The following is a 22019-nucleotide window of genomic DNA, read 5'->3' on the forward strand; positions in this document are numbered from 1 at the left end:
AAACTGTGACCATGACGACAACATCTGCCGCGATGGGCCGCCGCGAGCGGAAGAAGGCGCAGACGCGTCAGGCGATCAGCGACGCAGCGATGAAGCTCTTCCGGCAGCGCGGGTACGACAACGTGACGGTGGCGGAGGTGGCCGAGGCGGCCGACACGGCGGTAGCGACCGTCTTCAAGCACTTCGTCGACGGCAAGCCGGCCCTGATCTTCGACGACGGCACCGAGCGGCGGGAGGGGATAGTCGCGGCGATCCGCGATCGGGCCCCCGATCGTTCGGCGCTGGCCGCCGTCGGCGATTTCCTGCTCACCCGGGGCCCGTTCCTCGAGGAGCCCGACGCCGAATGGGCGGAGCGCACCCGGTTGATCATGGACACGCCCGCGCTCACCGACTACTCACGCAAGCTCTGGATGGCCGGCGAAGGTGACCTGGCGGCGGTGCTCGCCGATGCCTACGGCCGCGAGCCCGACGACATCCAGATCCGCGCGCTCGCACGGTATCTGCTGGAGATCCCCGGGCTCACCGGGTTCCGGCCGGACTCCCGCGCGGCCCTGCAGGCGATCGTCGATCTGCTCGACAACGGATGGTCGACGGAATCTCACCGCGGGTGACCGTCGTCACCGACCTGTTGACGCAGGCTGAGAGCAGCCTGAACGATTTGGGCCCCGTCGGCGCGGTTTGGAACACTGGAGGCCGTGACCCGATCCGCTGATGCCGCCGCGAAGTCCGCAGAACTCTTTCGCCGCGCCACGGCGGCCACTCCCGGCGGCGTCAACTCACCGGTCCGCGCCTTCTCCGCGGTGGGCGGCCATCCCCGGTTCATCGCCTCGGCCAAGGGCTGCCACCTCACCGACGTCGACGGCAACGACTACGTCGACCTCGTCAGCTCGTGGGGGCCGATGATCCTCGGCCACGCCCATCCCGCCGTCGTGGAGGCAGTCCAGAAGGCCGCCGCAGGCGGACTCTCGTTCGGTGCTCCGACCGAGGGCGAGATCGAGTTGGCCGAGGAGATCATCGACCGGGTCGACCCGGTCGAGCGTGTCCGCCTGGTCAACTCCGGTACCGAGGCCACCATGTCGGCGATCAGGCTGGCGCGCGGATTCACCGGCCGATCCAAGATCATCAAGTTCGCCGGCTGCTATCACGGCCATGTCGACGCGCTGCTGGCCGATGCCGGCTCGGGCGTCGCGACACTCGGCCTGCCCACCTCGCCCGGGGTCACCGGCGCCTCCGCCCACGACACCCTCGTGTTGCCCTACAACGACCTCAAGGCCGTCGCGAAGGCCTTCGAGGAGTTCGGCCACGAGATCGCCGCGGTGATCACCGAGGCTGCTGCCGGCAACATGGGCGCTATCGCCCCGCACGACGGTTTCAACGCCGGCCTGCGGGAACTGACTCGCCGGCACGGTGCGCTGCTGATTATCGACGAGGTCATGACGGGTTTCCGGGTGAGTCCGGCCGGCTGGTACGGCATCGAGGGCGTGGCCGGTGACGTCTACACCTTCGGCAAGGTGATGAGCGGCGGTCTGCCCGCGGCGGCATTCGGCGGCCGCACCGACATCATGGAGTACCTCGCCCCGACCGGACCGGTGTACCAGGCGGGCACGCTGTCGGGGAACCCGGTCGCCGTGGCCGCCGGGCTCGCGACTCTCCGGCACGCCGACGCGCAGACCTACACCGATCTCGATGCCAACGCGGATCGTCTGGCGGCCCTGTTCACCGAGGCGCTGAGCGCCGAGGGAGTGGCGCACCGCGTGCAGAAGGCGGGCAATCTGCTCAGCGTGTTCTTCGCCGATCGGGCCGACCCGATCACCGACTATGCCGGCGTCAAGGCCACCGAGACCTGGCGGTTCGCGCCGTTCTTCCACGCGCTGCTCGAGCGCGGGGTCTATCCGCCGCCGAGCGCGTTCGAGGCCTGGTTTGTCAGCGCGGCGCTGGACGAGGATGCTTTCTCACGAATCGCCGACGCGTTGCCGGCTGCGGCCCGGGCCGCAGCACGCGCATCGGCCAGTGCAACGGGGGAGTCCCAGTGACCAACACGATCGTCCACATGATGCGGCACGGTGAGGTGCACAATCCCGACGGCATCCTCTACGGGCGGCTACCGGGCTTCCGGCTGTCCGACAGCGGTCGCGCGCAGGCCAACAAGGTCGCCGACACGCTCGCCGACCACGATGTGACCGCGGTGTTCGCGTCGCCGCTGCAGCGGGCCCAGGAGACGGCGACACCCATCGCGGGCGCCCATGGGCTGACCATCGTCACCAACGACGAGCTCATCGAGGCCGACAACGTCTTCGAGGGTCTCAAGGTCTCGGTCGGCGACGGCGCCCTCGGCAAGCCCCGGCACTGGCCCAAGATGCGTGACCCGTTCACCCCGTCGTGGGGCGAGCCGTACATCCAGCTTGCGCACCGCATGCTGGCCGCCGCCAACAAGGCACGTGACGCCGCCCGCGGTCACGAGGCCATCTGTGTCAGCCATCAGTTGCCGGTCTACACGCTGCGTCGCTTCCTGGAGGGCCAGCGGCTCTGGCACGACCCGCGTCGCCGGCAGTGCTCGCTGGCCTCGCTGACCAGCCTCATCTACGAGGGCGACGCCCTCGTCGACATCATCTACTCCGAGCCGGCCGGTGCGTCGGACCCGTTGGCAACGGGAGCGTAAGGACGAGCGTGCGAAGGTTCTGCCTGCTGGTTGCGGTACTGGCGGCCCTGATCGGGGTGATCAGTGGCTGCGGCACCGGCGACGACGCAGTGGCGCAGGGGGACACCTTCCAGTTCGTCTCCCCGGGTGGGCAGACGGTGATCACGTATCCGCCCGCCGACCGCAAGAAGGTCGCCGACCTGTCGGGACCGGATCTCGTCACCGACCAGCCTCTGTCGCTGTCCGATGCCCGGTTCCGCGACAAGGCTGTCGTCATCAACGTCTGGGGTTCGTGGTGTGGGCCGTGTCGCGGTGAGGCCGACGACCTCGAGCGCGTCTACGAGCAGACCAAGGACCTCGGTGTCGAGTTCCTCGGTATCAATCTGCGCGACGATCGGCAGTCGGCCAAGGACTTCGTCGCCGACCGCAACGTCGGTTACCCGTCGATCTACGACTACGACGGCATCACGCTGTCGAGCCTCACCACACCGACCGCCGTGGTGCCGACCACGGTCGTCCTGGACCGTCAGCATCGGCCCGCCGCAGTGTTCCTCAAGGCGGTGACGGCCGACGAGCTCGACGCGACCGTCCGGAAGGTCGCTGCCGAGTCGGTGTCGACCCCGGCGTCGTCCACTCCGGGTTCGCCCGCTCCGCAGTCGCCGGCCACCTCGGCCCCGGGCCGACCATGACGATGATCGAACTCGCACCCCAGGCCGCCATCGGTGACACATTCGCCACCACGGTGTCGAGCGGGCCGCTGCTGCTCGCGCTCGCCGCGTGTGTGGTCGCCGGACTGGTGTCCTTCGCGTCACCCTGCGTCGTCCCGCTGGTGCCCGGCTACCTGTCCTACCTTGCCGGGCTCGTCGGAGCCGAGGCCCCGGCCGTCACCGTCGGCGAACCGGCCAAGCGCGGCCGATCGCGGGTCGCGGTCGCGGCCGGACTCTTCGTCCTCGGATTCACCGTCATCTTCGTCGCGGCCACCGCGAGCGTGCTCGGTATCACCAACACATTTGTGGTGAATCGCGAAGTGTTGCAACGTATCGGCGGTGTGGTGACCATCCTGATGGGCCTGGTGTTCATCGGGCTGGTGCCGATGGCGCAGCACGAGTTCCGATTCGCGCCCCGCCAGATGTCCAACCTGGTGGGGGCGCCCCTGCTGGGTGCGGTGTTCGCCCTCGGCTGGACACCCTGCCTCGGGCCGACCCTCGCCGCGGTCATCGCGACCGCCAGCGGCACCGAGGGCGCGACCGCCGCCAAGGGCGTCGCACTCATCGTCGCCTACTGCGCGGGCCTCGGCATCCCGTTCGTCGTGCTCGCGTTCTCGTCGGCCTGGGCCCTGCGCAGCCTCGGCTGGCTGCGCAACCACGCCCGGGCGATCCAGATCTTCGGCGGAATCATGCTCATCGCCGTCGGGGTCGCCCTGGTGACCGGGCTCTGGGATCAGTTCATCGTCTGGGTCCGCGACGCCTTCATCACCGACACGGAGCTGCCCGTATGACCGATACAGACGTGACCCCCGACGCCGAGGTGTCCGGCCCGACGCCGGGCCCGTCGCGCCCGCATTGGATCTTCCGCCGCGTGCTCTGGCCGCTCCGCAATCTCTGGCGCTCGCTCACCTCGATGCGGACCGCACTGGTCCTGCTGTTCCTGCTCGCCCTCGCCGCGATCCCCGGAGCACTCCTCCCGCAGCGGCCGCTGAACGAGCAGAAGACACAGGCCTACATAGATCAACACGGCTGGCTCGGCCAGTGGATGGACCGACTCCAGCTGTTCGACGTGTTCGCCAGCGCCTGGTTCACCGCCATCTATGTACTCCTGTTCGTCTCGCTCGTCGGGTGCCTGACGCCGCGGATGATCGAGCACTTCCACAGCCTGCGGGCCAAACCCGTTGCCGCACCGCGAAATCTGAAGCGTCTGCCGCGACACGTCGAGCACGAGGTGGACGGCGACCCCGAGGGCCTGGCGCGACGCATCTCCGGCAATCTCCGCGGATGGCGACGCACCACCGTCGTCAGGGACGACGGCGTGGTGGAGGTCTCCGCCGAGAAGGGCTACCTCCGCGAGTTCGGCAACCTGGTCTTCCATTTCGCGCTCCTCGCGCTCCTGGTGTCGATCGCCTTCGGCAAGCTGTACGGCTACGAGGGCACCCGCAGCCTGGTCGCCGACGGCGAGCAAGGCCTCTGCAATACCTCGACCGCCGTCTATGACTCGTTCAAGGCGGGCAATCTCGTCGACGGTACCGACCTCGACCCGTTCTGTTTCCGCGTCGACGGCTTCGACGCGACCTTCCTGCCCAACGGGCAGCCGGACATGTACACGGCCAAGGTGCGCTACACCGACGGCGTCCAGCAGACGGACCCGTCGACCTGGAAGTCGACGAAGATCCGGGTGAACGACCCGTTGCGGGTGGCCGGTGACCGCGTCTACGTGCTCGGCAACGGCTACGCCCCGACGTTCACGGTCACGTTCCCGAACGGTGAACAGCGTCAGCAGACGGCGTTGTTCATCCCGGAGGAGATGCAGACGATGATGTCGTCGGGGGCGGCGCGTTTCGACACCCCGGCCGGGCTCTACCCGAACGAAGACGAGCGTCGCTCGCATCAGGTGGCCCTCGAAGGGCTGTTCGCCCCGACCGCCAATTACCACGGCACCCTGCTGACCTCGTCGTCGCCGATTCCCAAGGACCCGGCGGTGGCGATCCGCATCTACGAGGGCGACACCGGGCTCGACACCGGCAAACCGCAGAATGCGTACTCCCTGGACCAGACGCTCATCGAGCAGGGACGCCTGCAGCAGCGTGCGCAGGTGAACCTGGCGCAGGGGCAGACCCACGCGCTCGCCGACGGCACCTCGGTGCGATTCGACGGCTATCAGCGATGGGTGTCGGTGCAGGTCTCGCACGATCCCTCGCAGGTCTGGGTCCTGGTCTCGGCGATCACGATGCTCGGCGGCCTGCTCGTGTCGCTGCTGATCCGGCGCCGGCGCATCTGGGTCCGACTCGTGCCCGTCCCCGGTACGGTTTCCGGTGACCCCGGCGAACGACGTACTGTAGTAGAAATTGCCGGTCTGGCACGCACCGATCAGGCGGGCTGGGGCGAGGGTTTCGAGGAGCAGGCCCACGACCTGGTGCGCGACCCGGCCGACCCGGACGCCGAGCGCACCTCGCGGGTACGTCGGCTACGTGTGCGGCGTCTGTAAGCGGGATCGACTGAGAGGACGAGTGCGATGAACACCGGTTCGATACACGTCGACGAGACACTGGCGCGATACTCCGATCTGCTGTTCGGTACGGCCATCACCATCTACGTGCTCGCGATGCTCCTGTTCCTGGCGGCACTCGCCGGTGCCCGTAGCCGCAAGCTGACGTCGACGGCCCAGCTGGTCACCGCGGGTGGGTCCGGGGTGGCCGTGGACGATCGGGCGCCCGGCAAGGTCGCCGACACACCCCGCCGCAATCTCGGCGACCGGCTCGGCAACATGGCCTATCCGGTGGTCGTCGTCGGACTGATCGCGCATGTGGCATCCATCGTGCTGCGGGGTATGGCGACCGAGCGTCCGCCGTGGGGCAACATGTACGAGTTCATCTCGCTGACGTGTGCGGCCTGTGTCATCGCCGGCCTGGTAGTGCTGCGCAAGCCCGAACACCGGCCGTTGCTGACCTTTGTGCTGCTACCGGTTTCGCTGCTGATGTTCATCGGCGGTCGCTGGCTGTACACGCAGGCCGCTCCGGTGGTCCCCGCGCTGAAGTCCTACTGGCTCGCGATTCACGTCTCGATCATCTCGGTGTCGTCGGGCGTGCTGCTGGTGTCGGGCGTGGCCAGTGCGCTCTACCTGATCAAGATGCGGTGGGGTCGCCCGGAGAGCGACGATCCGGCGGCTGCCGGATCCGGCATCGTCGCGGGTGTGCGACGGGTCATCGACCGAATCCCGAACGCGGACACGCTCGATCGGCTCGCCTACAAGTGCGTCGTCTTCGGATTCCCGCTGTTCGGTCTCGGCGTCATCTGCGGTGCGATCTGGGCCGAGTCGGCATGGGGCCGGTTCTGGGGCTGGGATCCCAAGGAGACGGTGTCGTTCATCGCCTGGGTGATCTATGCGGCGTATCTCCATGCTCGGGCGACGGCGGGCTGGCGGAGCAACGCGGCCGCCTGGATCAACGTCGCGGGCTTTGTGGCGCTGCTGTTCAACCTGTTCATCATCAACCTGGTGGTGTCCGGCCTGCACTCCTACGCGGGACTCTGACCGCTGTCTTCGCCGGGAGGCGTCCGCTGGGTCTCCACAGCCTGCGCCTTGACCATCTTGAGCAGTGCGATCACGACGTCGATGGTGTCCGGGCAGATCGAGCGGACGTCGATCCCGGACAGATGCGTTCCAGTGGTCGCCAGCATCTCCACGTAGTCGCGCTGCTGGCGGACGCGCTCGAGGTCTTCGTCGGGATTGGCGAGGAAGTAGGTGACGCTGACCTCGAACGCCCGCGCGATGGCCTCGACGGTCCGGAACGACGGCGTCCGGGCCTTGCCCGTCCGGAGTTGCGAGATGTAGGCGTCCGAGAGCGAATATCCGAGGTCGTTGGCCCGTTCGGCGATCTTCTTACCCGTGTAGGGCACGCCGTTCTCATCCCGCGAATGCTCGAAGAGGTAGCCCAGCTTCTGTGCGAAGCCGGGCTCGTCGTCGGGCGTCGGGCGCCCCCGCTCGGGCGTCAACGTCGGTTGTCCGCGCGTGATTCGTTGATCTCCTGCACCTTTCGCCGGGCCCACACGGTGGCACCCACTGCGTGATGGAAAGAGATTACCCTACCTGCCAGTAGGGTACGCGGGCGTAAGTCCGGGATTCTGCGACGTCAGGACGGATATTGCGTGGAGGTGTCAGGCGTCGTCGGCATCCGACCCGTTGGGGCCCCGCGTGCGGCGGTCGAGATCGATGAGAAAATCGGGATCGTCGTCGGGCCCGACCGGACCGATCGGCCGGGTGGGACGGTCGTCGTGATCTTCGCGATCGGCGAGTTGGGGGCCAAAGGCGCGCCACAGCAGGAAACCGATCGCTGCAATGCCGATCAAAGCGAACAGAAACGTCATGGCAACCTCCCGTGTACAAGCGTACGTGAGGTTGCCATGGGGCGGGGCGGACCCCGCCGGTCAACAAGATCAGTGAGTGCGGCGGTTCAGCAACTCGACGACGTCGGCCTCACGGAAGCGACGGTGACCGCCCGGCGTGCGGATCGATCCCAGCAGGCCGGAGCTGGCCCAGCGGGCCACGGTCTTCGGGTTGACGTTGAACATGGACGCAACCTGGCCGGGCGTCAGGGTGTGCTGACTCGCAAGACCTGGGGTGATGATGCCGGGGGTGGCTGAGTCGATGACAGTCATGTGTGTTCCTCTTCTCTCGCCTGCAACGATGAACCTGCAACGATGAAATACGTGGGGTCTCGTTCATGGATACACGCCGGATGCCCGGGTACTCGAACGGTCAGCAATTGGTAAAGAGAGTGCAAAACCGACATTCGAGACGCCCGGTTCGTCGTAATTGGGCGAAAATGCGCGACCTCACGGGCAGTACCCTTGACACCGTGAGTGAAGACAAGGCAGTGGACACGAGTACCGACCGCGAGGCGACCGCAGGCAGCGTTGCGCTGTCGCTGGCGCTTTACACCCTCGCGCGGCTGGCGCTGGTCGTCGTGGTGGCCGCGATCATCATCGGTGGCGGCGCGATCGCCGGCGTCCAGGTGCCGCTGTTGGTGGCCGCCGTGTTCGGTGTCCTGATCGCCCTGCCGCTGGGCATGGTCCTGTTCAAGTCGCTGCGTCTGCGGGTGAACCGACAGATCGCGGCGGTCGACGACGCCCGTCGGCGACGACACGACGATCTGCAATCCCGCCTGCGCGGCCAGGCCGACTGAGTCGGGATGAAGCCGACCAGGATCGTCGACCATCGGGGCGACCGCACGTGGTCGGAGAACGCGGTACGTCTGATCGAGGCGGACGGCCGTCGCAGTGCGGACACCCACCTGCATCGCGTGCTGTTGCCGGACTGGTCGAGGTGGACCGCCGACGACGGCAGTGACGTCGGCGTCGACCTCTATCTCAAGGACGAGAGCACCCACCCGACCGGTTCGCTCAAACACCGACTGGCCCGCTCGCTGTTCCTCTATGCACTCTGCAACGGCTGGGTGCGAGAGGGCACCACCGTCATCGAGGCGTCGTCCGGGTCGACCGCGGTCAGTGAGGCCTACTTCGCGAAACTGATCGGCGTCCCGTTCATCGCGGTGATGGCGTCGAGTACGTCGCCGTCGAAGACCGCGCTCATCGAGCGGGAGGGCGGTCGTTGCCACTTCGTGGAACGCGCTGGTGATGTGTATGCCGAGGCACTCCGGCTCGAAGCCGAACTGAACGGACATTTCATCGATCAGTTCACGATGGCCGAGCGGGCGACCGACTGGCGCGGCAACAACAACATCGCCGAATCGATCTTCGCGCAGCTGGCCGACGAGGATCATCCGATCCCGACCTGGATCGTGGTCGGGGCGGGGACGGGTGGCACGTCGGCCACTCTCGGTCGCTACGTGCGCTACCGGCGACACCCCACCTGGCTCGCCGTGGTGGACCCGGAGAACTCCGTCTTCCTGCCGGCCTACGACTCCGCCGACGGCACGCTCACCTCCGAGGTGGGTTCGCGCATCGAGGGCATCGGCCGCCCGCGCGTGGAGCCGTCGTTCGTCTCCCAGGTCATCGACCGGATGATCGGCGTTCCCGACGACGCGTCCATCGCGACCGCCCGTTGCATCAGCGACCGGCTCGGTCGACGCGTCGGCGCCTCGACCGGGACCAACCTGTGGGGAGCCCTGCAGATCGTCGCCGACATGGTGGCGCAGCGGCAGTCCGGCAGTGTGGTCAGCCTGCTCTGCGATTCCGGGGACCGCTACGGCAACACCTATTTCGACGACGAGTGGCTCGGCGAGCACGGATTCGATCTGACCGAGGCGACGGCGGTGCTCGACGAGTTCCTCGCGTCCGGGATGTGGACGGCCGCGGTCTCCTGACCGCGCGACCCGTCGCTGCGGAGCGAGCTTGCCCCTTTGTTCCCTGAGGAGCGAGCTTGCGAGCGTGCCCCTCTGTTCCCTGAGGAGCGAGCTTGCGAGCGTCTCGAAGGGTCGCACTTAGGGTTACCTCATCGCCGTGGGATAGCATTCGCGTGTGGGCGATCTCGAGGGTGAACCGCTGGTCAAGGCTGTTGGTCTGGTGCGTGAGTACCAGATGGGGGATCAGCTGGTGCGGGCGTTGGACGGTGTGGACCTGGCTCTCGACGGTGGGCAATTCGCGTCGATTGTGGGGCCGTCGGGTGCGGGAAAGAGCACTCTGCTGCATGTGCTGGGCGCCTTGGACTCTCCGACGTCGGGCACGATCTCGATCGACGGGGTCGATCTGGGTTCGCTCGACGACGAGCAGGCCTCGGCGTTCCGGCGCCATCGGGTCGGTTTCGTGTTCCAGTTCTTCAATCTGGTGCCGACGATGTCGGCCTGGGAGAACGTGGCGTTGCCGCGGTTGTTGGACAGTCAGTCGTTGCGCAAGGCCAAGCCGCGGGCGGTCGAACTCCTGGAGCGGGTAGGGCTCGGCGATCGTGTCGATCACCGGCCGTCGGAGCTGTCGGGTGGGCAGATGCAGCGGGTGGCGATTGCCCGGTCGTTGATCATGGATCCGACGATCCTGCTGGCCGATGAGCCGACCGGGAACCTCGATTCGACGACGGGCGATTCGGTGCTGGCGTTGCTCTCGGAGGTGGCGCATGACACGGCGGACCGTCTGGTGGTGATGGTGACCCATGATCCGCATGCCGCGGATGTCGCCGACACCACGATCACGGTGCGCGACGGGAAGATCGCGTGAATGTTCGACCGGTGAGGACGGCAGCGGGCCGGCCGGCGAGTCCGCTCCGTTCGATCGCGTCCGGGTTGTCGCGGATCCGGGTGCTGAACCTTCGCGAGATCCGCACCCACCGGCTGCGGGTCGTCACGTCGCTGCTGGTGGTGATCGTCGCGTCGGCGCTGCTGATCTCGGTACTCGGCCTGTACGGGTCACTGACCGAATCGGTGCGCCAGGTGAATGCGGCCATCACGGGGACCGCCCAGGTGGAGGTTGCGTCGATCGCGGATTCGGGCATCGACGAAGGACTGGCCGGCGAGATCCGCGGAGATGTGCCCGAGGCGAAGTCGGTGGTGCCGCTCATCCGTGACTCGGTGGTGATCGACAACCGCAAAACCGCCCTGCTGGGTTCGGACTTCCGGGTCACCGCGCTGTCCGGCGAACTGCGGCAGGCGGTTTCGGCGCAGCAGTCCGCGGGTATCGGGCAGCAGGACCTCGAGAACGGCATCGTGGTCGGCGCGGGGACCGGATTGCACAAAGATCAGCAACTGACCGTCAACGGTGTTCCGGTGCGGGTCATCTCGGTGGTCGAGGGCGACCAGGCATCGGTGCTCAACAAGGGCAACTTCATCTTCGCCTATCTGGGCCTCGCGCAGCGACTGGCGTCGCGGGCCGACAAGGTGGACTCGATCCTCATCGTCGCGAAACCGGGAGCCGACATCCCGGCCCTGAAGTCGGACGTCTCCCGAGTCGTCGACGGCCGCGCCGTCGTCGTGGACCCGGATTTCCGCGCGAAGCAGGCCGAGGTGGCCAGTTCGGTCACCCGTGACGCCACCCTCCTCGTCTCGCTCATCTCGCTGGTCATCGCGGGCTTCTTGGTCTTCAACACCATGAACATGGCCGTGGCGTCGCGCCGTCAGTCGCTCGCGATGATGCGTGCGCTCGGCGCGCGGCGCGGACATCTCGTCGGTGACCTGCTCGGCGAGTCGGCGCTGTTCGGATTTGTCGGCGGACTGATCGGGGTACCGATCGGCATCCTTGCCGGACGATGGGCGATCGGCAGGATTCCCGAGGCCGAGTCGGATACGTTGGCGACCGCCGTGAGCTATCACCTGCCCGGCTATGCGCCGGTGATCGCGATCGTCGCGTGCGTAGTGGCCTGTGTGGCGGCGACGTCGCTGGCCGCGCGGTCGGTGTTCGCGGTGTCCCCTGTGGAGGCGATGATCGCGGGTGAGGTCGCCGACAACTCGACGAAACCCGGACGCGCCGTGTGGATCTCCGGTGTTGTCGGGGTCGCGCTGCTGGTGGCGTCGTGGTTCGTCGCGACCACCGTGCCCGGCCGTCCCGCCATTCTCGCCGGGGCCGTCTACGCCGTCGGAGGATTGCTGGTCTGCTACGCGCTGACCAAGCAACTCGTCGCGCTGGTCGTGATGTTGACGCGCCGGTTCCGCGGGCCGGGGCAGCTCGCGGCGGTGAACACCGAACGCGCGCCGCGGCGTGCCTGGGCCACCCTGATGACCGTCGCGGTCGCCGTGGCCGTCGGCATGGGCACCTCGGGTGCGCTCGACAACCTGGTCGGGTCGATATCGAATTCGCTTGACGGGCTGGCGGACCCCGACTTCTACCTGTCCTCCGACCCCGGCGGCGGCCTGCCGACCGGGCCGCCGATGTCGTCGGAGATCGAGTCCCAGGTGGCGAAGGTGCCGGGCGTGACGAAGGTCGTCGGCGCCCAATGGGCGAGCCTCAACATCGGCGAGGCAGCGGTATACGTGCAGGGACTCGAGCCGGGATCGTTGGCGCCCTTTGTGAAGAAGGCGAGTTCGGAAGCGCTGCAGCGGGTTCTGGCCGGCGACGGCATCCTGCTGTCGAACGTGCTGGCCCGGACTCTGGACGCGCACGCGGGCGACACCCTGCGGCTGGCCACCCCGAGCGGCTACCGCGACATCCAGGTAATCGAGACCGTCAACTACATCTCGATGGGCTCGGGTACCGCGGCGATGTCGAACTCGGTGCTCTCGGACTGGTTCGACCGGCCCTATGACACGTACCTTCAGGTCTCCACCGACCCGAACGCCGACCAGGCCCAGATCCGGGAGCGGCTCGATGCGATCGCGACGGCGAACCCGTCGGCCGGCGGACAGGCCGTTACCGTGGAGTCCGGCGCGGAGGCCTTGTCGGCCGCCCAGGAGCAGGCCCAACAGGCCGGTGCGTTCACCATCGCCATCCAATGGATCGTGGCGCTCGCGGCCGCGGTCGCACTGCTGAACACCTTGCTGCTCTCCGTGATCGAGCGTCGACGCGAACTCGGGGTGCTGCGCGCGATGGGCGCATCTCGCCGGTTCATCTCGCGGATGGTGGTGGCCGAGGCGGCCGGCATCGCGCTGATCGGCTCGGTCACCGGGCTGGTGCTGGGCAGTGCGCTGCATTTCCTCTCCGACAAGATCCTCTCCGCGACAACCTCGATCGAGATCGCCTACTCGCCCCGTCCGTCGACGCTGCTGTTCGTCGGGATCGCCTGTGTGCTCTGCATCGGCGGTGCGCTGGTGCCGGCCATGCGGGCCTCGCGGATGAACATCAGCGAGTCGATCCTCACCGAGTAGTCGGCTCCGGTGGCATGAGCATCACCTCAGCCGGGCGTTGGCCACATAGTGTGCTCAAGGGTTCGCTGAGGTGATCCTGGTGTCAGTCTTCTTCTTCGTGCCTCGCCGTAGATGGCGACCTTCGCGCACGATCGCGAGCACCTGGCCTTCCGCGTCCGCCCACCCGGTGGTGACTGCTGCGTAGGTGAAACGCAGTGTGAGGTAACCGAGTTCGGCGGCCTTGCGATCGCGTCGCCGGTCTTCCTCGTACTGTTCCGCGGTCCGGTGATATTCCTCGCTGTCGATCTCGATGATCAACCGGTCTCCGACGAGGAGGTCGACCCGGCCGATGCCCTCGATCTGCACCTGAACGCGCACAGAGATTCGTCGTGACCGTAGCCGACAGCGGACCATCGACTCGGTGCCGGACTGCGCATGGCCGTCGCAGACGTCGAGCAGTCGGCGCTTGGCGAGCGGGGCGGATGCCATTTCCGTCCGGATCTCGTCGATGGTCATCAGTTCCTTGTTGAGGATCGAATCACAGACCGCGACCAATTCTTCGCCATCGACGCACTTGGCGGCATGACGCAGCGCAGTCGGAACATCGTCGACCGCGCTGCGCAGCGACTCCGGACGCCCGTACTGCCGGCAGAGCGCGTTGGCTTTCCGGTAGGCATCCGAGTTCCCGCGTTTGTGCACTTTCGTCGCCGTACCCGGAACCCAGACGCCGTGATAGCGCAGCGCGGTCAGGCAGCTCACGACGTGCCCCCGACGGGCCACCTCGCACACGACCTGGTCGGCGGCCTTGTCCGCATACCGATCCCGCCCCAGGCGGATGAGATCACCCGTCTTGCATTGGCGCCGAATCTCTTTGCGTGTCAGTCCGGTGGCGATCAACTCTGCGTAGCTGTACACGCCGATGTACTTCATGGCGATGAGTATCACCTGAGAGGTGCCGACCGACCGTGCCCGTGACGCATCTGTGGACAACCGGCGCTCATGGAACCCCGACGATGTGCACTGCGTCGTATCTCCAGACATGCCCCATCGGCGTTGCGCCGATCCGCTTCGAAGGAGGTCGACGATGGTATCGGACCGGCCATACCCGACAACTGCCGGCTTCGGTATCCGGCCCGACGAGATCGCGCGGACGGCGGATGCGTGGCGTGCTCAGTCGGTGGTGATCCGAGACGTTGATGTCGCAGCGCTGGAGCGTGTTTCGTGCCCGTCGAGCCGGGTGGCGTCGGCTTTGCGGGCCGCGGCGTCGGCGGCCCGGAACGCGACTGCCGCCTTCGCCGACCGGCTGGAGGCAATGGGCATGATCCTGCATCGCCTGCGGATCGACTCGGACATCGAGGACCGGGCGGCCGCGACATCTTTCACCGACCTCTCCGGACGCTGATGCGTCCGACGATTTCCGAATTGCGCCACTGGAACACCCACCGCTTCACTGAGGCAGGAGTATCCGCCGAGACCGGCGCGGCAACCCTCGACGGCGCGATGGATGCGGTGATCCGTGCACTCGACGCGACGTCGGGTTGGCGTGGCGAGAGCCGTTGTGCGGCGGACCTGAGCGTGGCTCGGGAACGCGGTCACGTGAACGAGATCCGCAACATCCTGAACCAGATCGCGGACGAGGCCGAGGATGCCGGCGCCGATCTGACCTATGCGCGCGAACGCGTGCTCCGACAGGTCGACGCCGCGCTCGCGGGCGGATTCGTCGTCACCGATCTCGGCGGGGTCGCGCACGCCGATACGTCGAAAGAGGCTGACGCCCAGAAGCTCGAGGTGGCGATCATCGCGGCGCTCGACTCGGTCTGCCAACTCGACGACGACCACGGCTCGCGCCTGGGTGCGCTCGCCGACGACCTCGCCGCGATGCGGTATGGCCACCCGGATGTCCGGCTCCTCAACGGAGACACTGTGAATCCCGACGAGGTGGTAGCGATGTTGCGGGGCATGACGGCGGTCGGGCGCCGAGAACTGTGGTCCCGCATGGCCGTCGATGACCGACGCCGGGTCATGCATGCCGATCCTCAGACCATCGGCAACCTCGACGGTGTCGACTTCGACTCCCGCGCAGACGCCAACGAGATCAACGTCCGGAACGCGCTGATCGAGGAGCGGCAGGCCGGCCGGGCCGCGGGTCCGCGTGCAGCTGTGCTCGAGGAGTTCTCGCATCGGAGCCCCGACGGAACCGCGGAACGCCGGTTCATCGCCTTCGACAACACCGCCGACGGGCGATTCGTCGAGATGGTCGGCGGAATCGGATCGGGCACCCGCAACGCCACCGTCTATGTCCCGGGGACCAACTCCTCGATGAATCGGAGCGCGGAGACCTACCGCGTTGCGAAGGATCTCGCGCAGCGAACCGGCGGGCCCGTGTTCGTCTACCTCGACGGTGACCTGCCGCAGAAGGTCGGCTTCGAGGGGTTGCCCGACGCACTCGGCAGGGGAGCGGTTGCCGGGCTTCTCGGTATCGGATCCGGCCTGGCGGAGTCGATCGACGACTCCGCAGTCGAGACCGGTTTCGCCCGGGCCATGGCTCCGCGTCTTGTCGGATTCGGGACGGCTCTCGACGCCGAGCTCGCGCAGTACGCGCCGGAGGCGAAGACGACGTTCATCGGCTTCTCCTACGGCGGCTCGGTCGTCGGATCGGCCGAACAGCTGGGGCTGCGCGCCGACCGGGTCGTCTACGCGTCGTCGGCGGGTACCGGCGTGTTCGACGGCCCGTGGCGCAACCCGAACCCCGAGGTCGAGCGATACTCGCTGACCGTCCCGGGTGACCCGATCCAGTACGTCCAGTCGGTGCCCGGCAACCCACACGGTTCCGACCCCGACACCGCGGCCGGGGTGGTCCGGCTGGACACCGGATTCACCGGGCCCGACGCGAATGGGCACCGCGCCCTGCTCGAGGGCGCGAGCTCACACGGTGCCTACTGGCACGACCCGGACTCCGACGCGTTCCGGAACGTCGTCCGGGTCATCAACGGCGACGACCCCACTCCATACGTCGAGCGCGCGCCGGACCGGCCCACCGATCCGTACGCCGAGGGGCTGCTCCACATCGTGGTCGAAGGCGGCAAGCAGATCATCACGGACGGTCTCGGTCCGCTTGGTGATCTGCTCGACGGCGACATCGACCTGCCGGGTCCTATCCCGGACATCCCCCTGCGTCTGCCCTGGTGAGTCGCTCGGGGCAGCCTGCGGAAACTTGACTGTCAATAATTCTTGACAACCGGATGATGTCAACATAACCTGACACCATGCACGACGAACAGAATCCGACCGATACGGCACATGACGACGCCACTGGCGCCGGCCTCGCGGGTGACGCCGCGAGCAGCGACCCCGCCCGGGGGCTGGCCGCGGTACGGGCGCTGCGGACCCTGGCCGACCGTCTCGAGGACGTCCAGGTCGCCAATGCCCGTGCCAACGGATGGAGCTGGCAGTCGATCGCAGAAGTTCTGCAGATCAGCCGCCAAGCCGTGCACCAGAAACATTCACAACGTGAGGCCCGCGGCAGTGGGTCAGAAGGAGACATCAACAATGTTTGAACGATTCAACCGTGATGACAGAATGCTGCTGGCTTTCGCCATGCAGGAGGCCGGCGATCTTGGTCACCGGCAACTCGGCAACGATCACCTCATCCTGGGCATGCTCTGCAACGCCCGGAGTCCGCTGTTCACGCTGCTCGGCGAGCAGGGCCTGACCCTGGCGACGGCACGCGAGGCGGCGCAGAAGTATCACGCCGAGCACGACGACACCGCTGAGGCCACCGACGCCGGCGTCGAAGAATCGGCGAAGCAACGCTATGAAGAGGACCGAGATGCCCTGCGCAGCATCGGCATCGACCTCGACAAGGTGCGCGAGGCCGTCCGCGGCCGATTCGGTGAAGACGTATCCGAGGGCTGGGCCGAGCGCCCGGACCGCGGATACGGCCGACGCGGCCGCGGCGGTCCAGAGGGTCGCGGCCGCGGCCGGGGACACCGGCACGGACACGGCCCGCATCGGGGTCGTGGACATCGCCCGGAGGGTTTCGGTCCCGAGGGTCCCGGTGGATTCGGGCCAGGCTTCGGACCCGGCGGACCGGGCTTCGGTCCGGAAGGCTTCGGCCGCGGCGGATTCGGCCCGGGACCCTTCGGTCCGGGTGGCCCGTTCGCCGACGACGAGGGCCCTTGGGAGCCGGGACGCGGACGACGCGGACCGCGTGGCCGTGGGTCGCGCCCCCGCTTCGCCGCCGAGACTCGGGAGGTGTTCGGGAAGGCCGTGGAACTCGCGCGTGAGCGTGGCGACTCGCGGCTGCGTCCCGAGTACCTGCTGATCGGCATCATCGACGCCGGTGACGACGCATCGCGTGCCGTCATCGAGTCGGCGACCAGTGCCGACGATCTCAAGGCCGCCGTGCTGGCGAGCCTGCCGGAGGTCGATGCCGGCGTGTGACGCCGGTGTGATGCTCTGGGTGTGATACCCAGCGGCACAATATGATCGGCCGGTCGACCTCGTGATCGAGGGCGGCCGGCCGATCTCTGTCGGTACGGGGTCAACGCGATGGCGCCGTACAGTGAGATCAACAGCAGTGACCAGTTGATCGCAGCGATCAGGACGGAACTCAGCAGGTAATTGGCCGTCAGTCTCGGGGACGTCGCAACGCTTGTCGGCCGCGACCATCTGCGAATACCGGTGATTCCGAATATGTTGTCGTGCAAGAGATGTGGTCCGATTGTTGCGAGCCGGGGGTATTGCGGTTGCCGTTGGCGCCGCCCGCGGGGCGCGACGTGATCACGCGCTTCGGTATCGCCTGATCGGCCTGAGTGGTCCCGCCCTGTGACCGCTTTGGGGGCCGGCTTGTCCGTGTGCGTCATTCGAACTAATGTTCGATGGGTGAGCATGAAGTGGATCGGCGGCGACAGCGGCCAACCACGACGACCGGTGTACTTCCCGGTCGGCCACAAGGCGGTGCTCGTCGATCTGAACGCGCTGTATCCGCAGACCCCGCACTACTCCGGCGAGTACTTTCCGGATGGTCTGCAGATCCGGTCGGTGCACCTCGGTGTGCTCACCGCATGGGCGCGTTCGGAGTGGGGCGAGTGGTACGGCAAGGTCACTTACACGATCACCGCCAAGGACCGGCAGGAGAAGGTGACGCACTGGGTGCCGGGCTGGGCCTTGCGGCCCGCGGAGGCGACTCCTCCGCATGGGCGGAGATCAGGCGGGTCTCCGGCCGGCTAACCGATCATCAGGCCGACCGCAGTCAGCACCGCCCATGCGAGCATGGCCTGTCCGGTGCCGCCGAGCGCCGGGATCAGCCCGGGGCCGAGGGCGCCGGCCCGCACGGGTTTGTAGGCGAACCACACCAGCGGAGCGGCGAGCAATCCGAGCAGTGCCCAGGGTGTCGCGGCGATGAGTGCCAGGCTCACCACCAGCGGTACGGCGAGGAGTACGCCGAAGAAGATGCGGGTCTTCTTGTCGCCCAGACGAACCGCGAGGGTCACCTTGCCGGATTCGGTGTCGCTGGGGATGTCGCGCAGGTTGTTGACCACCAGCACAGCCGACGAGATGGAGCCGATCGCGATCGCACACAGCAGGCCGACCCAGTCGACCGTGTCACTGACCACGTACTGCGTGCCGAGCACTGCTACCAGCCCGAAGAAGACGAACACGGCGATCTCGCCGAGCCCGATGTACCCATACGGTTTGTTGCCGCCGGTGTAGAACCAGGCGCCGGCGATGCAGATCGCGCCCACCACCACCAGCCACCAGGCGGTGCTGACGGCCAGCGCCAAGCCGCATATCGCGCCGACCGCGAAGCAGGCGAACGCAGCGCGCTTCACCGCACCGGGCGACGCGGCGCCGGAGCCGACCAATCGCATCGGGCCCACGCGATCGTCGTCGGTGCCACGTATCCCGTCGGAGTAATCGTTGGCGAAGTTCACGCCGATGATGAAGGCGACCGCGACCAGGAGGGCGAGTACTGCCTTCCACCAGACCACATCGCCGAGGTCGCGGACCGCTCCGACGCCGACGACGACCGGCGCGATCGCGTTGGGCAGCGTGCGCGGACGCGCGCCTTCTAACCACTGCTTCGGGGTTGCCACGAGGTCGATCCTGCCACGCAGGAACTGCTGCGCACTCGGCGCCCGGTCGAGCCCATCGACGACACGGGCAGAACTGTTATCGGGCGCATCCGAGAATGGCAGCCTTGGCGAGCCCGCCGTATTGGTAGGCATATTGGTACGCCCACATGAAGACAGATCGCGAATAGTCACGCGGAACGCTGCGCATGATCACCTGTCCGTCGAAACATTGTCCGAAGATGTACCGGGCGCGCACCATGTGATAGCGCCAGCTGATCACGATCACCGATCGCCAGCCACGCTCCTTCGCCAAGCGTTGAATGAACGTGGCCTCGCCCTGCGTCGTCGATGGATTCGGCGCGAAGCAGATGACCTCTATGTCGGGGGTGCCTGCATTGCAGACGCGGTCCATGATCTGTTTGTCGAGGAGTGGGTAAGGGCGGTACGGATCGGAGATCACGACGGTGTTCGCGTATCCCTCGTGCGCCAATCGGAGTCCGTAATCCTCCCGGCCGTCGTGCTCGCCGCCGAGGACGACGATGGCATCCGCAGGTCGCAGACCGTCCTGGTGCTCTCTGTTGAACAGCTGATAGCCGAGCCCAGCGAGGGTCACCGCGACGATGAGCAGCACACAGACAGCGATGGCGGCAATGGATCTGAGTCGAGATCGCCTGACCGCCATTCCTGAATTGTGCACGGCTCGAGTACGAGTGGCTGATCGTGGTCCGGCAGATCACACGGGACGAGTCACGAGCCATTCGCTCAGCGAGACCTGCGCCGCGTTCGCCGCTCGTGCGCCCACCGACGCCCGGCCCGAGTCTCGTTCTGCCAGAGCGCCCATCCCGCGATGGCGAAACCGACGACCGCCAGCACATCCCCTTCGGTCACTCCGTGGCGGGCGCTGATCACGAACAGCGTCCGACCCTCCAGCGGTCCGTTGAACACGATCCACGCACCGGCCACCACGATGAGCACCGCGGCCGACCATCGTCCCGGACGGGCCAGGCACCATGCGCCGCTGGTGAAGAGCAGCCCGAGGAGGACAAGCGCGTGGAACGGATCGATCGATCGCATCCCACCAGTATCCAGTGACCGCGGTGGGCAGTCGCATTTACTGAACCAGGTCGAGGTCGTCGGGTGTGAGGATTTCGACTGTGATTCCGTCGTGTACGAGTCGGGTGAAGCGCATGGGTCCGGCGTATCGGTAGTCGGGTGGGGCCACTTCTTTTGGGCGCGTGGGGGTGTCACCTGAGAGTCCGTGGTTTCGCAGGTGGTGTCGGAGGGTATCGGCGATGTGGTTGCGCCGGTTGATGCGTGGCGGGTTGGGTGGTCCGGTGCCGTTGGTGTTGCGGGTCCAGGCGGGGCGGCCGGCGTCGGGTCCGTCAGCAACGATGTGGGTGGTGAATTGTCCGGGTTTGTGTCCGACCATGCGGTTGTGGGTGGGACACGCGGCGGCGAGGGCGTCGATGTCGGTGCGGCCACCTTCGGCCCAGTCTTGTTCGGCGTGGTGGATGTCGGTGTGGCTGAACGGCATGTCGCAGTCGGGGTGGGTGCAGTAGGCGCCGTCGCGGGCGAAGAGCGCGAACCGTTGGGCTTGGTTGGCGAATCGTTTCGCGGTGCCCAGGTGCAGGACTTCGCGGGTGTGGTCGGCGAACACGGCCAGGTGCAGGTCGGCGTGGGCGGCGAGTTCGACGATGTCGGCGATGGGCAGGGAGGCGCCGGTGGTGGTGTAGCCGAGGCCGGCCCGTTCGCGCAGTTCACTTTCGGTGATCGCGATGATCAGGTGTGGGGGTAGTCCGCGGTGGCTGGCGCCGAGTCCACCGCTTGTCAGGATGTAGTCGAGCAGGGCGCGTAACGCGTCGTGGTTGCGTTGTTCGGGGGTGCGCGAATCGCGGGTGACGGCCTCGGCGAGGGCGTCGGGGTCGGCGTGTTCGCGCATTCCGGTGGGTGATTGCTTGTCGTCGGGGTTGTTCATGCCGGGTGCGGCCCAGGCGGCGAGGACGACGTCGAACATGGCGCGGGTGGTCGGGTCCAGGGTGGCGGTCAGCCGGCTGAGCTGCTGGGCGTCTTGTTTGCTCAGCAGTAGGCGGCGTTGCCGGGCGCGGTCACGCTGGTCGGTCACGGTGCCGTCGGGGTCGAGGTGGCCCAGGATGCGGGCCCCGAGGTCGGTCAGTGTTTTCGGGGAGAAGTCGCGAGCGAAGTAGGCCAGACTGGCCTCGGCCGCCTCCACCAGATCGGGTGCCACCGCGGCCGGGATGCGTGCCATGGCGTTCACGATGGTTTGGACGTGGTCGGGTCCGATGGCACCTTCGGCCAGCGCGGCGGCGGTCTGCGGGTGGCGTGGTGCCAGTAATTCGCCGTGCAGGTTGTACATCTGCGAGACCGCGGCCATCTGTTCTTTGCGGTGGCGCAGGTCGCCGATGCGCAGCTTTTCGGCCATGAAGTTGTGCAGTGAGCGGTAGCCGGCAGCGGTGTGGGCGTCGCGGTCGCAGACATCCATGACTCGGCGATGTCCGATCGAACTCATCCGCCGGGCGGCACGTTCGTGTTCGACGGCCACCGCCACCAGATCGGCGGGCGAGGCGCTGGTGGTGTCGACGCCGGCGATCCGGTCGAGCAGGTGATGGAACTCGCGGTAGAGCTCCACCACATTCTCACCGGCGGGCAGAACCCCGACCGAAGCCGCGGCGGCCGTGGCCAATTCGGCCTGCCGCTCGAGCAGTTCGTCATGACTGCGCGGATGATGTTGCTGAAACATGCCCTGCGGCAACCACTGGCCGGCCACCGCCGCCACATCCACGTCCTCCCCACCGTCATCGATGGCCACATGACCAGGATCGGACTCGCTCATGCGGCGGACCCCCGATCCGAT

The 22019-nt window shown here is 67.3% G+C and carries 24 protein-coding genes; 16 read left to right on the forward strand and 8 right to left on the reverse strand.

Translation table 11 applies throughout. From position 1 onward, the window contains the following. The first annotated feature begins 11 nt into the window (after positions 1–11). The 7 genes from ACLQ3I_RS09260 (at position 12) to ccsB (ending at position 6880) form a co-directional block, all read left to right on the forward strand. Positions 12–611 carry a TetR family transcriptional regulator gene (locus ACLQ3I_RS09260; RefSeq protein WP_425801415.1) on the forward strand — a complete coding sequence of 200 codons (600 nt, stop codon included), beginning with the start codon at positions 12–14 and terminating at the stop codon, positions 609–611. 84 nt (positions 612–695) lie between these two features. Further along, a complete protein-coding gene (gene hemL / locus ACLQ3I_RS09265) occupies positions 696–2033 on the forward strand; it encodes a glutamate-1-semialdehyde 2,1-aminomutase (RefSeq protein WP_425801417.1) in 1338 nt (445 codons plus the stop codon). A 17-nt stretch (positions 2034–2050) separates the two neighbouring features. Further along, entirely contained in the window at positions 2051–2659 is a 609-nt protein-coding gene (locus ACLQ3I_RS09270) for a histidine phosphatase family protein (protein WP_425792838.1), read from the forward strand. Positions 2660–2667: 8 nt separating this feature from the next. Beyond that, on the forward strand, positions 2668–3327 hold the full coding sequence (locus tag ACLQ3I_RS09275; protein ID WP_425792603.1) for a TlpA family protein disulfide reductase: 660 nt from the start codon (positions 2668–2670) through the stop codon (positions 3325–3327). Further along, positions 3324–4136, forward strand: coding sequence for a cytochrome c biogenesis CcdA family protein (locus ACLQ3I_RS09280; RefSeq protein WP_425801419.1), 813 nt, complete (start codon positions 3324–3326; stop codon positions 4134–4136). Before ACLQ3I_RS09275 ends, ACLQ3I_RS09280 begins: the two co-directional genes overlap by 4 nt. Continuing rightward, positions 4133–5836, forward strand: a complete 1704-nt coding sequence (resB, locus tag ACLQ3I_RS09285) for a cytochrome c biogenesis protein ResB (protein ID WP_425801421.1) — start codon at positions 4133–4135, stop codon at positions 5834–5836. Before ACLQ3I_RS09280 ends, resB begins: the two co-directional genes overlap by 4 nt. A 27-nt stretch (positions 5837–5863) precedes the next feature. Beyond that, positions 5864–6880, forward strand: a complete 1017-nt coding sequence (gene ccsB, locus ACLQ3I_RS09290; RefSeq protein ID WP_425792606.1) for a c-type cytochrome biogenesis protein CcsB — start codon at positions 5864–5866, stop codon at positions 6878–6880. Here the strand turns inward: ccsB and ACLQ3I_RS09295 are convergent. The 3 genes from ACLQ3I_RS09295 to ACLQ3I_RS09305 form a co-directional block, all read right to left on the reverse strand. Next, entirely contained in the window at positions 6865–7341 is a 477-nt protein-coding gene (locus ACLQ3I_RS09295) for a helix-turn-helix domain-containing protein (RefSeq protein ID WP_425792607.1), read from the reverse strand. The two genes, ccsB and ACLQ3I_RS09295, sit on opposite strands and share 16 nt — an antisense overlap. Positions 7342–7503: 162 nt before the next feature. Further along, positions 7504–7713, reverse strand: coding sequence for a hypothetical protein (locus tag ACLQ3I_RS09300; protein ID WP_425792608.1), 210 nt, complete (start codon positions 7711–7713; stop codon positions 7504–7506). Between the two features lie 69 nt (positions 7714–7782). After that, positions 7783–8004, reverse strand: coding sequence for a BldC family transcriptional regulator (locus tag ACLQ3I_RS09305; protein WP_161061864.1), 222 nt, complete (start codon positions 8002–8004; stop codon positions 7783–7785). 200 nt (positions 8005–8204) lie between these two features. Here ACLQ3I_RS09305 and ACLQ3I_RS09310 point away from each other — a divergent pair, with 200 nt between their 5' ends. The 4 genes from ACLQ3I_RS09310 (at position 8205) to ACLQ3I_RS09325 (ending at position 13091) form a co-directional block, all read left to right on the forward strand. After that, on the forward strand, positions 8205–8531 hold the full coding sequence (locus tag ACLQ3I_RS09310; protein WP_267630177.1) for a DUF4229 domain-containing protein: 327 nt from the start codon (positions 8205–8207) through the stop codon (positions 8529–8531). Positions 8532–8537: 6 nt separating this feature from the next. After that, positions 8538–9671, forward strand: a complete 1134-nt coding sequence (locus ACLQ3I_RS09315; RefSeq protein ID WP_425801424.1) for a PLP-dependent cysteine synthase family protein — start codon at positions 8538–8540, stop codon at positions 9669–9671. Positions 9672–9885: 214 nt separating this feature from the next. Next, positions 9886–10515 carry an ABC transporter ATP-binding protein gene (locus ACLQ3I_RS09320; RefSeq protein ID WP_425792839.1) on the forward strand — a complete coding sequence of 210 codons (630 nt, stop codon included), beginning with the start codon at positions 9886–9888 and terminating at the stop codon, positions 10513–10515. A gap of 11 nt (positions 10516–10526) precedes the next feature. After that, complete coding sequence (locus ACLQ3I_RS09325) at positions 10527–13091, forward strand: FtsX-like permease family protein (protein ID WP_425801427.1); 2565 nt, start codon at positions 10527–10529, stop codon at positions 13089–13091. 54 nt (positions 13092–13145) lie between these two features. On the opposite strand, the gene ACLQ3I_RS09330 is transcribed toward ACLQ3I_RS09325, so the two are convergent. Further along, entirely contained in the window at positions 13146–14000 is an 855-nt protein-coding gene (locus ACLQ3I_RS09330) for a DUF559 domain-containing protein (RefSeq protein ID WP_425801429.1), read from the reverse strand. Between the two features lie 154 nt (positions 14001–14154). Here ACLQ3I_RS09330 and ACLQ3I_RS09335 point away from each other — a divergent pair, with 154 nt between their 5' ends. The 5 genes from ACLQ3I_RS09335 to ACLQ3I_RS09355 all read left to right on the forward strand — a co-directional run bounded on the left by ACLQ3I_RS09335 (position 14155) and on the right by ACLQ3I_RS09355 (position 18302). Beyond that, a complete protein-coding gene (locus ACLQ3I_RS09335) occupies positions 14155–14472 on the forward strand; it encodes a hypothetical protein (protein WP_425801432.1) in 318 nt (105 codons plus the stop codon). After that, positions 14472–16259, forward strand: a complete 1788-nt coding sequence (locus ACLQ3I_RS09340) for an alpha/beta hydrolase (RefSeq protein ID WP_425801434.1) — start codon at positions 14472–14474, stop codon at positions 16257–16259. Before ACLQ3I_RS09335 ends, ACLQ3I_RS09340 begins: the two co-directional genes overlap by 1 nt. 77 nt (positions 16260–16336) lie before the next feature. Continuing rightward, complete coding sequence (locus ACLQ3I_RS09345) at positions 16337–16627, forward strand: helix-turn-helix domain-containing protein (protein ID WP_425792614.1); 291 nt, start codon at positions 16337–16339, stop codon at positions 16625–16627. Then, positions 16620–17513: a Clp protease N-terminal domain-containing protein gene (locus tag ACLQ3I_RS09350; RefSeq protein WP_425801436.1), complete on the forward strand. Its 894-nt coding sequence runs from the start codon at positions 16620–16622 to the stop codon at positions 17511–17513. The genes ACLQ3I_RS09345 and ACLQ3I_RS09350 overlap by 8 nt, the downstream gene beginning before the upstream one ends. 447 nt (positions 17514–17960) lie before the next feature. Continuing rightward, positions 17961–18302 (forward strand): hypothetical protein, encoded by a 342-nt coding sequence (locus ACLQ3I_RS09355; RefSeq protein ID WP_425792840.1) that lies wholly within the window; start codon positions 17961–17963, stop codon positions 18300–18302. Here ACLQ3I_RS09355 and ACLQ3I_RS09360 read toward each other — a convergent pair. The 4 genes from ACLQ3I_RS09360 to ACLQ3I_RS09375 form a co-directional block, all read right to left on the reverse strand. Beyond that, positions 18299–19168, reverse strand: a complete 870-nt coding sequence (locus ACLQ3I_RS09360; protein WP_425792616.1) for a 1,4-dihydroxy-2-naphthoate polyprenyltransferase — start codon at positions 19166–19168, stop codon at positions 18299–18301. The two genes, ACLQ3I_RS09355 and ACLQ3I_RS09360, sit on opposite strands and share 4 nt — an antisense overlap. A gap of 76 nt (positions 19169–19244) precedes the next feature. Next, on the reverse strand, positions 19245–19829 hold the full coding sequence (locus tag ACLQ3I_RS09365; RefSeq protein ID WP_425801439.1) for a YdcF family protein: 585 nt from the start codon (positions 19827–19829) through the stop codon (positions 19245–19247). Positions 19830–19909: 80 nt separating this feature from the next. Further along, positions 19910–20221 carry a hypothetical protein gene (locus ACLQ3I_RS09370; protein WP_425801441.1) on the reverse strand — a complete coding sequence of 104 codons (312 nt, stop codon included), beginning with the start codon at positions 20219–20221 and terminating at the stop codon, positions 19910–19912. A gap of 37 nt (positions 20222–20258) precedes the next feature. Continuing rightward, positions 20259–21998, reverse strand: a complete 1740-nt coding sequence (locus ACLQ3I_RS09375; RefSeq protein ID WP_425801444.1) for a DUF222 domain-containing protein — start codon at positions 21996–21998, stop codon at positions 20259–20261. Positions 21999–22019: the final 21 nt, after the last annotated feature.

Origin of the sequence: Gordonia sp. DT101 (assembly GCF_049844895.1) — a bacterium.
In the GTDB taxonomy this organism is placed as follows: domain Bacteria; phylum Actinomycetota; class Actinomycetes; order Mycobacteriales; family Mycobacteriaceae; genus Gordonia.

Bases quoted from the DNA above. Each gene is read 5' to 3' on its own strand.
- ACLQ3I_RS09280 (WP_425801419.1), top strand. From the start codon at position 3,324: ATGACGATGATCGAACTCGCACCCCAGGCCGCCATCGGTGACACATTC.
- ACLQ3I_RS09370 (WP_425801441.1), bottom strand. From the start codon at position 20,221: ATGCGATCGATCGATCCGTTCCACGCGCTTGTCCTCCTCGGGCTGCTC.
- resB (WP_425801421.1), top strand. From the start codon at position 4,133: ATGACCGATACAGACGTGACCCCCGACGCCGAGGTGTCCGGCCCGACG.
- ACLQ3I_RS09350 (WP_425801436.1), top strand. From the start codon at position 16,620: ATGTTTGAACGATTCAACCGTGATGACAGAATGCTGCTGGCTTTCGCC.
- ACLQ3I_RS09355 (WP_425792840.1), top strand. From the start codon at position 17,961: ATGAAGTGGATCGGCGGCGACAGCGGCCAACCACGACGACCGGTGTAC.
- ACLQ3I_RS09320 (WP_425792839.1), top strand. From the start codon at position 9,886: ATGGGGGATCAGCTGGTGCGGGCGTTGGACGGTGTGGACCTGGCTCTC.
- ACLQ3I_RS09365 (WP_425801439.1), bottom strand. From the start codon at position 19,829: ATGGCGGTCAGGCGATCTCGACTCAGATCCATTGCCGCCATCGCTGTC.
- ACLQ3I_RS09300 (WP_425792608.1), bottom strand. From the start codon at position 7,713: ATGACGTTTCTGTTCGCTTTGATCGGCATTGCAGCGATCGGTTTCCTG.
- ACLQ3I_RS09335 (WP_425801432.1), top strand. From the start codon at position 14,155: ATGGTATCGGACCGGCCATACCCGACAACTGCCGGCTTCGGTATCCGG.
- ACLQ3I_RS09315 (WP_425801424.1), top strand. From the start codon at position 8,538: ATGAAGCCGACCAGGATCGTCGACCATCGGGGCGACCGCACGTGGTCG.
- ACLQ3I_RS09270 (WP_425792838.1), top strand. From the start codon at position 2,051: ATGATGCGGCACGGTGAGGTGCACAATCCCGACGGCATCCTCTACGGG.
- ACLQ3I_RS09305 (WP_161061864.1), bottom strand. From the start codon at position 8,004: ATGACTGTCATCGACTCAGCCACCCCCGGCATCATCACCCCAGGTCTT.
- ACLQ3I_RS09340 (WP_425801434.1), top strand. From the start codon at position 14,472: ATGCGTCCGACGATTTCCGAATTGCGCCACTGGAACACCCACCGCTTC.
- ACLQ3I_RS09330 (WP_425801429.1), bottom strand. From the start codon at position 14,000: ATGAAGTACATCGGCGTGTACAGCTACGCAGAGTTGATCGCCACCGGA.
- ACLQ3I_RS09260 (WP_425801415.1), top strand. From the start codon at position 12: ATGACGACAACATCTGCCGCGATGGGCCGCCGCGAGCGGAAGAAGGCG.
- ACLQ3I_RS09345 (WP_425792614.1), top strand. From the start codon at position 16,337: ATGCACGACGAACAGAATCCGACCGATACGGCACATGACGACGCCACT.
- ccsB (WP_425792606.1), top strand. From the start codon at position 5,864: ATGAACACCGGTTCGATACACGTCGACGAGACACTGGCGCGATACTCC.
- ACLQ3I_RS09375 (WP_425801444.1), bottom strand. From the start codon at position 21,998: ATGAGCGAGTCCGATCCTGGTCATGTGGCCATCGATGACGGTGGGGAG.